This is a genomic window from Enterobacter sp. BNK-22, assembly GCF_048684805.1.
Classification (GTDB): domain Bacteria; phylum Pseudomonadota; class Gammaproteobacteria; order Enterobacterales; family Enterobacteriaceae; genus Enterobacter; species Enterobacter quasiroggenkampii.
Map to the genome: position 1 here is coordinate 4,268,062 of NZ_JBLQTT010000001.1, position 12,445 is coordinate 4,280,506.

Annotated in this window: 11 protein-coding genes; 8 read left to right on the forward strand and 3 right to left on the reverse strand. The window is 58.3% G+C overall.

Translation table 11 applies throughout. The features are described 5' to 3' along the window. Position 1 precedes the first annotated feature (1 nt). Both ACMGGE_RS20250 and tolC read right to left on the reverse strand, forming a co-directional pair. Complete coding sequence (locus ACMGGE_RS20250) at positions 2-670, reverse strand: DUF1190 family protein (RefSeq protein ID WP_048028997.1); 669 nt, start codon at positions 668-670, stop codon at positions 2-4. Positions 671-864: 194 nt separating this feature from the next. Continuing rightward, positions 865-2,343, reverse strand: a complete 1,479-nt coding sequence (tolC, locus tag ACMGGE_RS20255) for an outer membrane channel protein TolC (protein WP_045909979.1) — start codon at positions 2,341-2,343, stop codon at positions 865-867. A 204-nt stretch (positions 2,344-2,547) separates the two neighbouring features. Here tolC and nudF point away from each other — a divergent pair, with 204 nt between their 5' ends. Genes nudF through parE form a run of 5 tightly spaced genes read left to right on the forward strand, consistent with a single transcriptional unit; the run spans position 2,548 to position 6,956 of the window. Next, positions 2,548-3,180 carry an ADP-ribose diphosphatase gene (gene nudF, locus ACMGGE_RS20260; protein ID WP_024906492.1) on the forward strand — a complete coding sequence of 211 codons (633 nt, stop codon included), beginning with the start codon at positions 2,548-2,550 and terminating at the stop codon, positions 3,178-3,180. Continuing rightward, on the forward strand, positions 3,177-3,599 hold the full coding sequence (locus ACMGGE_RS20265; protein WP_003862516.1) for a DUF1249 family protein: 423 nt from the start codon (positions 3,177-3,179) through the stop codon (positions 3,597-3,599). Before nudF ends, ACMGGE_RS20265 begins: the two co-directional genes overlap by 4 nt. 27 nt (positions 3,600-3,626) lie before the next feature. Beyond that, the gene (gene cpdA, locus ACMGGE_RS20270; protein WP_420294087.1) at positions 3,627-4,454 is read left to right on the forward strand and encodes a 3',5'-cyclic-AMP phosphodiesterase; all 828 of its coding nucleotides are present in this window, start codon (positions 3,627-3,629) and stop codon (positions 4,452-4,454) included. Continuing rightward, a complete protein-coding gene (yqiA, locus tag ACMGGE_RS20275) occupies positions 4,454-5,035 on the forward strand; it encodes an esterase YqiA (protein WP_420294088.1) in 582 nt (193 codons plus the stop codon). Before cpdA ends, yqiA begins: the two co-directional genes overlap by 1 nt. 28 nt (positions 5,036-5,063) lie before the next feature. Beyond that, a complete protein-coding gene (gene parE / locus ACMGGE_RS20280; RefSeq protein ID WP_032650257.1) occupies positions 5,064-6,956 on the forward strand; it encodes a DNA topoisomerase IV subunit B in 1,893 nt (630 codons plus the stop codon). A 126-nt stretch (positions 6,957-7,082) separates the two neighbouring features. Here parE and ACMGGE_RS20285 read toward each other — a convergent pair whose 3' ends face one another. Beyond that, the gene (locus ACMGGE_RS20285) at positions 7,083-9,224 is read right to left on the reverse strand and encodes a TonB-dependent siderophore receptor (protein ID WP_420294089.1); all 2,142 of its coding nucleotides are present in this window, start codon (positions 9,222-9,224) and stop codon (positions 7,083-7,085) included. Between the two features lie 382 nt (positions 9,225-9,606). Here ACMGGE_RS20285 and ACMGGE_RS20290 point away from each other — a divergent pair, with 382 nt between their 5' ends. The 3 genes from ACMGGE_RS20290 to ACMGGE_RS20300 are packed head-to-tail and all read left to right on the forward strand — an operon-like array spanning position 9,607 to position 12,436. Further along, positions 9,607-10,419, forward strand: a complete 813-nt coding sequence (locus tag ACMGGE_RS20290; RefSeq protein WP_047747212.1) for an ABC transporter ATP-binding protein — start codon at positions 9,607-9,609, stop codon at positions 10,417-10,419. Then, the gene (locus ACMGGE_RS20295) at positions 10,416-11,399 is read left to right on the forward strand and encodes a FecCD family ABC transporter permease (protein ID WP_420294090.1); all 984 of its coding nucleotides are present in this window, start codon (positions 10,416-10,418) and stop codon (positions 11,397-11,399) included. The genes ACMGGE_RS20290 and ACMGGE_RS20295 overlap by 4 nt, the downstream gene beginning before the upstream one ends. Further along, positions 11,396-12,436: a FecCD family ABC transporter permease gene (locus ACMGGE_RS20300; RefSeq protein ID WP_414746996.1), complete on the forward strand. Its 1,041-nt coding sequence runs from the start codon at positions 11,396-11,398 to the stop codon at positions 12,434-12,436. The genes ACMGGE_RS20295 and ACMGGE_RS20300 overlap by 4 nt, the downstream gene beginning before the upstream one ends. Positions 12,437-12,445 lie beyond the last annotated feature (9 nt).

Here is a 12,445-nt window from a genome sequence, read left to right on the forward strand (position 1 = left end):
ATCAGCCGCCCATTGAGCGAGTAGAAGAGGTGCCTGTCGCGCTGCGCTGCATGCTGGTCTGTTTCGCCACAGACTCACCGAACCCGCCGCGGGTGATGGTGCTGGTGGTCGCAGGCTTCGGCGCCATCGCCGTTTTCGGTACCGTCACGGTGCGGCCAGGGGTGGCTGCGCCGTAGCCTTTGCCGCTGGCATCGGTATATTGACCGTAAGCCGGGCTGGCAGGGTTTTTCGAGCTAAACAGCGGCTGCTGCTGGTAGCCTGCACCGCCGCCCATCAGACGACCCATCATGTAACCGGCCATCAGCGGCATCCAGAAGCTGCCGCTGGACTGCGCCTGCGCCTGATTTTCTGGCGCAGTGCCGGCCTGAGCCGGTGCCTGCTGGCATTGACCTTCGCCAAACTCCGCTACGCAGTCTTCGCGTGAGGCATATTTCGGCGCGGTGCGTTCCGCTTCTTTCAGCGCGCTGGTGTAGGCCGTTTTACATTCGGCCGCTTTACCGGTGGCAGCAGAGCAGTCGTCCGCGTTTTGATACAGCGAAACCGTTTCATCGTTTTTTTCACAACCTGCCAGCATAAAGACAGCGGTAACCGCCAGCGCAACAGGGGTGAGGTGACGTGCGTTCCAGCTCTTGCGGAACGACGCGTGATTGATCGTTTTTGTCCGTTTCATATTTGTCTTCCAGGACCCAGTGGTAATAACGCTCAGGATAGAGGATGAGTGGTTGAAAATGAAGCGAAGAGGGGCGGAATCAGGGGGATCTTTACGTTGGCTTACGTTCGGATGTGATTTTGCGCCGGGTGGCGCTGCGCTTACCCGGCCTACGATTCAGTAGGCCCGATAAGCGAAGCGCCATCGGGCAATGCTTAGTTACGGAACGGATTATTGCTCTTGCTGGCAGGCGCGGTAGTGCGCGCGGCAGCAGGCTGTGCAGCAGGGGTCGTGCCGTTAGCGTTGAAGTTATCAACCGCGGCAACCTGCTCCGGGTTCTCCGGCGCAACGCTGTCAGGAGAGGTGGAGACCGGCTTGCCCAGTGCGCTGTTCAGCATCTGCAGGTCTTGCTCGTTCAGCGTACCTAGAGCCTGCTTAATGTTCAGCTGGTTAATCAGGTACTGATAACGCGCGCTGGAGAGCTGCTGTTTCGCGTTGTACAGCGTGGTGGTCGCGTCGAGCACGTCAACGATAGTACGTGTACCGACGGAGTAGCCGGCTTCCATCGCGTCCAGGGAGCTCTGTGCCGACACAACGGCCTGTTTATAGGCGTTGATGCTGCTGATTGAGGCGTTCACGTTGTTGAAGGATGAACGTACGGTCTGCACCACGTTGCGGTGGGCGCTTTCCAGCTGCTCGCTCGCGCCAACAAAGTTGTACTGCGCCTGTTTCACCTGGGAGTTGACCTGACCGCCCTGATACAGCGGCAGGGAGAAGCTCAGACCCACCTTGTTCTGGCCCATATTGCTGTCGTCATACTGGGCAGAGTTGGTCTTAGAGCCGCTATAAGTGGTGTCAGAGATGCCGGTAGAGGCGCTCAGGCTCAGGGTTGGCAGATGGCCATCCTGCGCCTGACGAATTTGCTCGCGGGCCAGGTCCTGGCTCAGACGCGCCTGCAGCAACGTCAGGTTGCGGTTTTCCGCCTCTTTCAGCAGGGCGTTAACGGCCTGCGGCTTATCCGTTTTGAAGCTGTCGACGTTCAGGGAGGCCAGCTCAGGATAGTAATTCCCGGTAACCTGACGCAGGGATTCCAGCGCGTTGTCGAGGTTGTTACGCGCGGTCACTTCGTTGGCCAGCACGGTGTCGTACTGTGAACGGGCGTTCTGCACATCGGTGATCGCCACCAGACCCACGTTGAAGCGCTGGGTGGTTTGATCTAACTGACGGTAAATGGCCTGTTTCTGCGCTTCGGTGTAGGAGAGCGCGTCAATGGCGCTCAGCACGTTGAAGTACGCCGTAGCTGTGTTCAGGATCAGCGTCTGCTGGTCGGTCTGATAGGTCACATCCTGGATGCCTGCGCTTTTTTCCTGCAGGGTCAGGGCACGCCATTTGGACATATCAAACAGCGTCTGTGTTAATTGCAGTGAGGCGCTGGTAGCATTGGAGTTTACGCCGTTAGCGTCGCGGAAACCGTTGCTGTAGGTATAATCTGCACCTAACCCTAACTGTGGCAGCAAGGGGCTACGCGCTTCGTTAATCTTTTCAAACGCAGCATCACGATCGGCCGCTGATTTACGTAAATCAGGGTTGCCCAGACGTGCCTGCTGGTAGACCTGTAACAGGTTTTCCGCCTGGCTCATTGCACTGAAGCCCGTCAGGCTCAGGCCGATAAGGATGGGGAGCAATTTCTTCATTTGCATTCCTTGTTGTGAAGCAGTATTAGCGCTGATCTAATTAAAAAATAATTGCCGATTCTAACAGAATCATCCACACCAAAAGGTTGGCGTTACGTGCCATCTGGCGGTAATTTGCACCAATCTACCATATAGCCTTACAAACGGCAGCCAAACAGCCTTGAAATTCACAATTTCATCACCATTGCTACCAGGACTCGACTCATGCAAAAACCAGATAAGTTGCCCGTGACTTTCGCCAAAAACGATGTAGAAATTATTGCACGAGAAACGCTTTATAGCGGTTTTTTTTCAATGGATCTTTACCGTTTCAGGCATCGCCTGTTTAACGGGGAAATGAGCGGCGAAATCAGACGCGAAATTTTTGAGCGCGGGCATGCGGCAGTCTTGCTACCCTTTGACCCAGTGCGTGACGAAGTTGTGCTGGTGGAGCAGATCCGCATCGCCGCTTATGACGTCAGTGAGAGCCCGTGGCTGCTGGAGATGGTGGCCGGGATGATCGAAGAAGGCGAGTCGGTTGAGGACGTCGCCCGGCGCGAGGCGCTGGAAGAGGCGGGGCTGGTGGTCGGCCGTACCAAACCGGTGCTGAGCTATCTGGCAAGCCCGGGAGGCACCAGCGAACGCTTATCCATAATGGTGGGCGAAGTGGACGCCACGACCGCAGAAGGCATTCACGGTCTGGCTGATGAAAACGAAGATATTCGGGTTCATGTGGTAAGCCGGGAACAGGCTTACCAGTGGGTAGAAGAGGGGAAAATCGACAACGCAGCGTCTGTCATCGCCCTGCAATGGCTGCAGCTGCATTATCAGACATTACGAAACGAGTGGAAAAAATGAAGCGCTATACGCCTGACTTCCCAGAAATGATGCGCCTGTGCGAAACCAATTTCGCACAATTGCGCCGCCTGCTGCCGAGAAACGACGCACCCGGCGAAACGGTAAGCTATCAGGTGAGCAATGCGCAGTATCGATTAACGATAACAGAATCAACGCGCTACACTACGCTGGTGGAAATTGAGCAAACGGCTCCCAGCATTAGCTACTGGAGCCTGCCGTCGATGACGGTACGCCTCTATCACGACGCGATGGTCGCTGAAGTGTGTTCAAGCCAGCAGATCTTTCGCTTCAAGGCGCGGTATGATTACCCGAATAAAAAGTTGCATCAACGCGACGAAAAGCATCAAATTAACCAGTTTTTAGCCGACTGGCTAAGATATTGTTTAGCACATGGAGCAATGGCGATTCCGGTTTGTTAGCGTCATAAACCTACCTAAGGACACCATTTGGAAAGCCTGTTGAACCTGACTGTTGCTGGTGGGGCGCCAGTCAGGATATTACAAATCACCGATACCCACCTTTTTGCCGAAAAGCATGAAACGCTGCTGGGGGTGAACACCTGGGAGAGTTATCAGGCGGTACTGAGCGCCATTCACGCTGAAAACCGTGCATGCGATCTGATTGTCGCAACGGGCGATCTGGCGCAGGACCAATCTTCCGCGGCCTACCAGCATTTTGCTGAAGGCATCGCGAGCTTTAGCGTGCCCTGCGTCTGGCTACCAGGCAACCACGATTTCCAGCCCGCCATGTACAGTTCTCTTCAGGATGCGGGGATTTCTCCGGCGAAATGTGTTTTTGCGGGTGACCAGTGGCAGATCCTGCTGTTGGACAGCCAGGTGTTTGGCGTCCCGCACGGTGAGTTAAGCGAGTTTCAGCTCGACTGGCTGGAGACCAAACTGGCTGCTGAACCTGAACGTCACACGCTGCTGTTGCTTCATCATCATCCTCTGCCGGCGGGCTGCAGCTGGCTCGATCAGCACAGTCTGCGCAACTCCGCGGCGCTGGATCGCGTGCTGGCGAAGTTCCCGCGGGTGAAAAATCTGCTGTGCGGGCATATTCACCAGGAGCAGGATCTCGACTGGAACGGGCGCCGCATGCTGGCGACACCGTCGACCTGCGTTCAGTTTAAGCCGCACTGCGCCAACTTTACGCTGGATACGATTGCGCCAGGCTGGCGCTGGCTGGAACTGCATGCCGACGGCACGCTGACCACGGAAGTCTGCCGTTTGGCCGGCGCACAATTCCGCCCGGACACCGCTTCAGAAGGCTATTGATGTCTACGCTCCTTTATCTGCACGGATTCAACAGCTCGCCGCGCTCCGCAAAAGCGACACAGTTTCGCCAGTGGCTGAGCGAGCATCACCCCGACGTTGAGATGATTATCCCTCAGCTGCCGCCTTACCCGGCAGAAGCCGCGGAGATGCTGGAATCCATTGTGCTTGCGCACGGCGGCGAAACCTTCGGTGTGGTCGGTTCATCGCTGGGCGGGTATTACGCCACCTGGCTCTCGCAATGCTTTATGCTGCCCGCCGTGGTGGTTAATCCGGCGGTACGGCCATTTGAGCTGCTGCGGGACTTTCTTGGCGGAAACGAGAACCCCTACACCGGCCAGCAATATGTGCTAGAGTCACGCCATATTTACGATCTCAAAGTTATGCAGGTCGACCCGCTCGAGGCGCCGGATCTCATCTGGCTGCTGCAGCAGACGGGAGATGAAGTGCTGGATTACCGCCAGGCAGTGGCGTATTACGCCTCCTGCCGCCAGACTATAGAAGAGGGCGGAAACCATGCTTTCACGGGCTTTGAGAATCATTTCACCCAGATTGTCGATTTTCTTGGACTGCACAGCCACTGACAATCAATGCGAATTGCTAGTTTAAATCATGACGCAAACCTATAACGCTGATGCCATTGAGGTCCTCACCGGGCTTGAGCCGGTTCGCCGCCGCCCGGGGATGTACACCGATACGACGCGCCCAAACCATCTGGGCCAGGAAGTTATTGATAACAGTGTGGACGAAGCGCTGGCGGGCCATGCCAAACGCGTTGACGTCATCCTGCACGCCGATCAGTCGCTGGAAGTCATTGACGACGGGCGCGGCATGCCGGTGGATATCCACCCGGAAGAGGGCGTCCCTGCCGTTGAGCTGATCCTCTGTCGTCTGCATGCGGGCGGTAAGTTCTCCAACAAAAACTACCAGTTCTCCGGCGGCCTGCACGGCGTGGGGATTTCCGTCGTCAACGCCCTGTCCAAACGCGTGGAAGTGAACGTCCGTCGCGATGGTCAGGTGTACAACATCGCGTTTGAAAACGGCGAGAAGGTGCAGGATCTGCAGGTTGTCGGGACGTGCGGTAAACGCAACACCGGCACCAGCGTTCACTTCTGGCCTGACGAGAGTTTCTTCGACAGCCCGCGCTTTTCCGTTTCCCGCCTGACGCACCTGCTGAAAGCCAAAGCGGTGCTGTGCCCGGGCGTGGAAATTACCTTTAAGGATAACGTCAACAACACCGAGCAGACCTGGCGCTACGAAGATGGCCTTAATGACTATCTGTGCGAAGCGGTAAACGGCCTGCCGACGCTGCCGGAAAAACCGTTCGTCGGCAATTTCACCGGCGACACCGAAGCGGTGGACTGGGCGCTGCTGTGGCTGCCGGAAGGCGGCGAGCTGCTGACCGAAAGCTACGTTAACCTGATCCCCACCATGCTCGGCGGTACCCACGTCAACGGCCTGCGTCAGGGGCTGCTGGATGCGATGCGCGAATTCTGCGAATACCGCAATATCCTGCCGCGCGGCGTGAAGCTGTCGGCGGAAGATATCTGGGACCGCTGCGCCTACGTGCTCTCCGTGAAGATGCAGGATCCGCAGTTTGCCGGTCAGACCAAAGAACGCCTGTCGTCACGCCAGTGCGCGGCGTTCGTTTCCGGTGTGGTGAAAGATGCGTTTACCCTGTGGCTGAACCAGAACGTTCAGGCGGCAGAAATGCTGGCTGAAATGGCGATTTCCAGCGCCCAGCGTCGTCTGCGTGCCGCGAAGAAAGTGGTGCGTAAAAAGCTGACCAGCGGCCCTGCGCTGCCGGGCAAGCTGGCAGACTGTACCGCGCAGGATCTCAACCGTACCGAACTGTTCCTCGTGGAAGGGGACTCGGCGGGCGGGTCGGCCAAGCAGGCGCGCGATCGTGAATATCAGGCGATCATGCCGCTCAAGGGTAAGATCCTGAACACCTGGGAGGTCTCGTCTGATGAAGTGCTGGCCTCGCAGGAAGTCCACGATATCTCGGTCGCGATCGGCATCGATCCGGACAGCGACGATCTGAGCCAGCTGCGCTACGGCAAGATCTGTATCCTCGCGGATGCGGACTCCGATGGTCTGCACATCGCCACGCTGCTGTGCGCGCTGTTTGTGAAGCACTTCCGCACGCTGGTGAAAAACGGTCACGTCCATGTCGCGCTGCCGCCGCTGTACCGTATCGACCTCGGCAAAGAGGTTTACTACGCGCTGACGGAAGAAGAGAAAGCGGGCGTGCTGGAACAGCTGAAGCGTAAGAAGGGCAAGCCAAACGTGCAGCGCTTTAAAGGGCTGGGCGAGATGAACCCGATGCAGCTGCGCGAAACGACGCTGGATCCGAACACGCGCCGTCTGGTGCAGCTGACGATCAGCGACGAAGACGAACAGCAGACCAACGCTATGATGGATATGCTCCTTGCCAAGAAACGTTCGGAAGACCGTCGTAACTGGCTGCAGGAGAAAGGCGATATGGCGGATATTGAGGCCTGATGCTGAAAAAGCCCTGCGATGCAGGGCTTTTTTTTGCCCGGTCGCGCTGCGCTTACCGGGCCTACGATCGATCCCCTCGCCCCTTTGGGGAGAGGGTTAGGGTGAGGGGAACACCCCGCACTGACATCAAAACTCCATTTTCACCGTAAACTGCACTTCGCGCGGGTCGCCAATCTGGTTACCCAGATTGTTGGTGGCGATAGATGAGGTGTAGTACGTCTTATCAAACAGGTTCTTCACGTTCACCTGCAGCGTCACCGGATACTGCAGCTTCATCTTATACGCCGCAAATGCATCCGCCACAAAATAGCCCGGCAGATAGTAATCCGCACCGTTGGTTGCGGAACGACGGCTCACGCCGTGCCCGCCGCCGCCCAGCGTCAGGGTATTCCCGGCAAACGCATTATGAATGTCGTAGGTCAGGAACAGTGAGCCGGTATGGCGCGGTACGTTCGGCAACGGTTTGCCCGCGTAGTCCGGGTCTTCCAGCACCTTCGCGTCGGTATACCCGTAGCTGGCGATGATATTGGTGTTCTCGGTCAGCGATCCGGCAAGATCCACCTCCACGCCCTGGGAGCGCACGCGGCCCGCCGTTTTGGCGATGGTTTCACCCCCCACGCTTTCGTTGTACAGCACGTTGCGTTTGTGAATATCAAACAGCGCGATATTGGCGGTAACCCCGTCGAACAGGTCGAACTTAGCGCCCACTTCGTAAGCATTCGACGTTTCCGGCGGCAGGTCGCCGATGTAGCTCGCAATGGACGATTGCGGCATAAACGTTTGCGAGTAGTTGGCAAACAGCGAGACCGCTGGCGTGAGCTTATAGACCAGCCCCAGCTTTGGCGTCCACTGTTCGTCGCGGCTGTCGGTGTTGACGTTGAACGGACGGCCTTTGCCCGCGTACTGGGTGTAATACTGATAGCGCATCCCGGCGACGGCGATCCACTTATCGGTCAGGTACAGGGCATCCTGCGCGTACGCAGAGTAGCTTTCCTGCTTGAGCGTCTGGTCGCTGTCGGACGCCGACACGGTGGTGCATTTGCCGAGATTGCCATACGTCGGGTGATAGATATTGAAATCCTTGACGTTTTTACAGCGCATCATGTCCGTGCGCAACAGATCGTAATTCTCATACGACACGCCAGTCAGGATCTCATTGTAAAAGCCCGCAATATCCACATTCCCCTGCAGATCCGCGCGGGTGCTGTGCATGCGTTGGGTCGAGCCCTGGGTCGCATCCACGCGGCGGGTCAGGTTGCCGGTTTTTGAATCGTAGGCCATGACGCGGGCCTGGTTATCGCTGTATTTGTCCTGGCTGTAGCTGTAGTCGAACTTCGCGGTCCACTGGCTGTTGAGTCGATATTCCGCGTTGAGCTGAGCGAGGTCGGACTGCCCGTCAGTGATGTTAAACGGCTCGTCAAAGCGGGTTTTGCGATCGACATCAACGGCTTTTTTAGTGTTGAGATCGAAGATCGTACCGCGATCGAACGGCGTTTTATAGTCACGATGCGAATAGAGCACGGTCACGGTGGCATCGTCGCCGAACCAGGTGAGCGACGGGGCGATAAAGGTGCTGCGTTCGTTGCCAAAATTACGCCAGTAATCTTCGTCCTGATACTCACCCGTGAGGCGATACGCCAGGCGCGTGCCGTCGATCGGGCCGGTCACATCGACCTGTCCGGTGCCGCCGCCAAAGCTGGAAGAGGTGGCGGAAAGGGAACCGCCGAAGGTCTTCTCAGGGCGTTTGGTGACGACGTTAATCAGGCCGCCCGGATCGAGAATGCCATACAGCGTTGAGGCCGGGCCTTTCAGCACCTCCACGCGCTCGGTGGCGGCGTTAAAGCTGCGCGGCAGGACGGTGCGCAGGCCGTTGGTCATGATCGAGCCGTCGCGGTTCGCGCCAAACCCGCGGCGCACAAAGGCATCCTGCGTACCGCCCAGGGTATTGGTCTGCACCACGTTGCTGACGTTATAGAGCGCTTCATCCAGCGTGGTGGCGTGCTGATCCTCCAGCACGTTATCGCTGACGGTATTGACCACCTGCGGGATATCCAGCATCGGCATGTTGGTCAGCGTTGCGGTGGAGGTGTTCAGCGGCTGGTAGCCGTTGGTGGCTTCCGCCGAAGTATTTGGATCGGCGGTGACGGTAAGCGTTTCGCCGTCTTTAGCTGCGGTGGTGTCTGTTGCCTGCGCCAGCGGCGCCATAAACAGCAGTGAAAAGAGCGCGCGCCCTTTTATCCCTGAGAGTGAAGGTGTGAACGTAGCCATTACATCTGTTATCCCGAAATATCCCGCGAATGCGTTCGCGGCAAACTGTGTGAGTCATTGCCCTTTACGGTCTGTCCGTTAGCCGGAAGTGGCATCGGACATGTAATTGAGAATCATTCAATCATGCGGAAATGTAGTAGTAAATGGAAAAAAGAAAAAATCAACTACAGCAGTTAACCGCGTACGTAAGCGCAGCGGTTTGATATTTAACTCATTGAAATAAATGTTTTTAAAAGCCTTGATGGACTCATTTTTTCTCTGGTTTACCCCTGGTTTTTTCAGGGTGTTTCTTCGCTTGACTACTACATGGCGCGGCGTCAAACTCTCAAAAGAGAATGAGTTTTATTTTTATTTGTTGGTTTTTCATTACGTTGGCGTTCACGTGGCTCACAACACACACAAACCGGGTCTGGTTCTGGAGAACCTCTCTGCGGGCTATCAGAAAAAAATCATCGTTGATGATATCTCCCTTGCGATCCCTCAGCAGAAAATGACGGTGCTGGTCGGGGCGAACGGCTGTGGAAAATCCACGCTGTTGAGCACTATCGCGCGGCTGCTGCAGCCGCTTGGGGGAACCGCGCTGCTGGACGGTAAAGCCATTCATGAGCAGCCCACCAAAGCGGTCGCCCGTCAGCTTGGCATTCTCCCGCAGTCGCCGCTGCTGCCGGAAGGGTTAACCGTTTTTGAACTGGTCTCGCGCGGGCGTTTTCCCTGGCAAAACGTTATGCGTCAGTGGAGCGACGAGGACGAGCGGGCGGTGGAAGAGGCCCTTCGACTGACCGGCACGGCAGAGTTTGCCCATATGCCAGTGGAAAGCTTATCCGGCGGCCAGCGTCAGCGCTGCTGGATCGCCATGGCGCTGGCGCAGCAAACGCCGTATATCCTGCTTGACGAGCCGACGACGTACCTCGATCTTCGCTATCAGGTGGAGATCCTCGAGCTTCTGCATACGCTGACGCGTGAGCACGGGCGTACCGTCGTGGTGGTGCTGCACGATCTCAACTTTGCCGTGAACTACGGTGATTCCCTGGTCTTTTTACGCCAGGGAAAAGTCGAGGGGGTGTTACATGAAGGCGACGCTTGCACGCCGGAGTTGATCAAAGCGGTGTTTGATGTGGACGTGCATATGTCCATCAACCCCTTGACCGGCAAACCGTTCTTTATGCCGTTTCGCCAGAGCCTTGAACAGCCATGATGCGCGCTTCTCTCGCCTTCCTGATTTTTACATTACTGCTGGCGCTGGGCGCGATTGTGCATCTTGGCATCGGGCCGCGGTTTATCTCTCCCCGAACGGTAGTCGAGGCATTCGTTCACTTCGATCCGCGCAATTTCGACCATAACATCATCATCAGACTACGGCTGCTGCGCCTCTGCGCCGCAATGGTGACAGGCGCCGCGCTCGGCGTGGCGGGCGTGCTGCTGCAGTCCGTGATCCGCAACCCGCTCGGCGAGCCGCATATTCTGGGGCTCAACGCCGGGGCAGCGCTGGCGGTGGTGATCGCCAGCGCGCTTGGGCTTTCGCTGCCGTTTGGTCGCCCGCTGATTGCCGCCGTCGGTGCCGCCGCGCTGTTTCTGCTGGTGCTGATGTTCTCCTCGACCGGTCGCATCGGGCTCACGCCGATGAAGGTCACCCTGTGTGGCGTGGCGATGTCGGCGTTTGCCTCGTCGATTACCGCCGCGGTGTTAATCCTGGATGAACAGACGCTGCTCTCTCTGCGCACCTGGCTGGCAGGTGATATCGCCGGAGTCAACGCGCAGATGCTCCAGAGTGCCCTGTGGGCTGCAGCAGCCGGTTGTATTCTTGCTATCGGGCTATCGCCCTCGCTCAACATGCTGGCGCTGGGCGACAGAATGGCGCAGGGGCTTGGCGTGTCGCTGAGGAAAACCCGCCTCCTTGCCCTGCTGGCCATCGCGCTGCTCTGCGGCGCGGCCGTCTCCCTCGCCGGACCGATTGGCTTTATCGGCCTTGTGGTGCCGCAGCTCATCCGCCGTCTGGTGTCGGTCGATTTGCGCGTGATGGTGCCGCTGTCGGCCCTGTGCGGTGCGCTGGTGTTGCTGCTGGCGGATATCGCTGCCCGCACGCTGTTTACCCCCTGGGAGCTGGCAACCGGCATCATGACGGCCCTGGTCGGCGCGCCCGTGTTCATCTTTATGGCGTCGAGGATGTTCAAATGAACCGGGCCGGACTCCGCGCGATCCGCGTTGGCCACCTGTCGGCGCTGATTCGCCCGAAAGCGCTGGCGTACCTGTCGCTTTTCGCGCTGGCGGCGCTAAGCCTGCTGGGCTTTGGCCTGACGCACGGTTCTCTGCCCATTCCAACCTCCGTCATCGGGCGTGCGCTGTTTTCGCCTGAAAGTCTGACGGCGGAGACGCGCTACGTCGTGATGGATATCCGTCTGCCGCGCCTGCTGATGGCGGTGCTGTGCGGCGCGATGCTCGGCATGGCGGGGGCGGCGATGCAGTCCATCACCCGCAACGGTCTGGCTGACCCGGGGCTTATCGGCGTGAAGGAGGGCTGTAGCGCGGCGGTACTGCTGCTGATTTTTCAGTTCCCGGCACTGAGCCTGGCCTGGCGTCCGCTGGTCGGCATGGCCGGTGGGCTGCTCACCGCGCTGCTGGTGATCGTCCTGGCGCGCGATATCTCGCGCCCGCGGTTCATCCTGATCGGCATCGGCGTGTCGTGGGCGTTTGCCGCGGCGATGGGCGTCTTTATGACCACCGCCGACGTGCGTGACGTGCAGACGGCGATGCTGTGGCTGGCGGGAAGCCTGCATGCGGCAAACTGGACGCTGGTAGGCCTGGCCGCACTCTGGGCCGCCCCCGCGTTTGCGCTGCTGCTGTTTACCGCCCGGGCCGCGGACGTGGCGTTGCTCGGCAATCAGGCCGCTACGGGCCTTGGCGTGCGCACAACCCGGCTGGCGCTGCTGCGGGTTCTCGCTCCGGTGGTGCTAACGGCGGCCTGCGTCTCCTGCGTGGGCAGCATTGGCTTCGTGGGGCTGATTGCCCCGCACATGGCGCGCCTGCTGCTGCGCGGCGGGCAAACCGCGCTCCTGACGGGAAGCGCCGTGCTGGGGGCGCTGCTGGTGCTGCTGGCGGATAACGTCGGACGTCTGGCATTCCTCCCGCTGCAGCTGCCGGCGGGAATTGTGATTTCATTGATTGGCGGACCGTTTTTCCTGCTGCTGCTCTGGCAGCGTCGGGACAGATTTTAGGGGACTATG

Excerpts from the sequence above, each read along its gene's own strand:
- ACMGGE_RS20250 (WP_048028997.1), bottom strand. The coding sequence starts at position 670 with ATGAAACGGACAAAAACGATCAATCACGCGTCGTTCCGCAAGAGCTGG.
- tolC (WP_045909979.1), bottom strand. The coding sequence starts at position 2,343 with ATGAAGAAATTGCTCCCCATCCTTATCGGCCTGAGCCTGACGGGCTTC.
- nudF (WP_024906492.1), top strand. The coding sequence starts at position 2,548 with ATGCAAAAACCAGATAAGTTGCCCGTGACTTTCGCCAAAAACGATGTA.
- ACMGGE_RS20265 (WP_003862516.1), top strand. The coding sequence starts at position 3,177 with ATGAAGCGCTATACGCCTGACTTCCCAGAAATGATGCGCCTGTGCGAA.
- yqiA (WP_420294088.1), top strand. The coding sequence starts at position 4,454 with ATGTCTACGCTCCTTTATCTGCACGGATTCAACAGCTCGCCGCGCTCC.
- parE (WP_032650257.1), top strand. The coding sequence starts at position 5,064 with ATGACGCAAACCTATAACGCTGATGCCATTGAGGTCCTCACCGGGCTT.
- ACMGGE_RS20285 (WP_420294089.1), bottom strand. The coding sequence starts at position 9,224 with ATGGCTACGTTCACACCTTCACTCTCAGGGATAAAAGGGCGCGCGCTC.
- ACMGGE_RS20295 (WP_420294090.1), top strand. The coding sequence starts at position 10,416 with ATGATGCGCGCTTCTCTCGCCTTCCTGATTTTTACATTACTGCTGGCG.
- ACMGGE_RS20300 (WP_414746996.1), top strand. The coding sequence starts at position 11,396 with ATGAACCGGGCCGGACTCCGCGCGATCCGCGTTGGCCACCTGTCGGCG.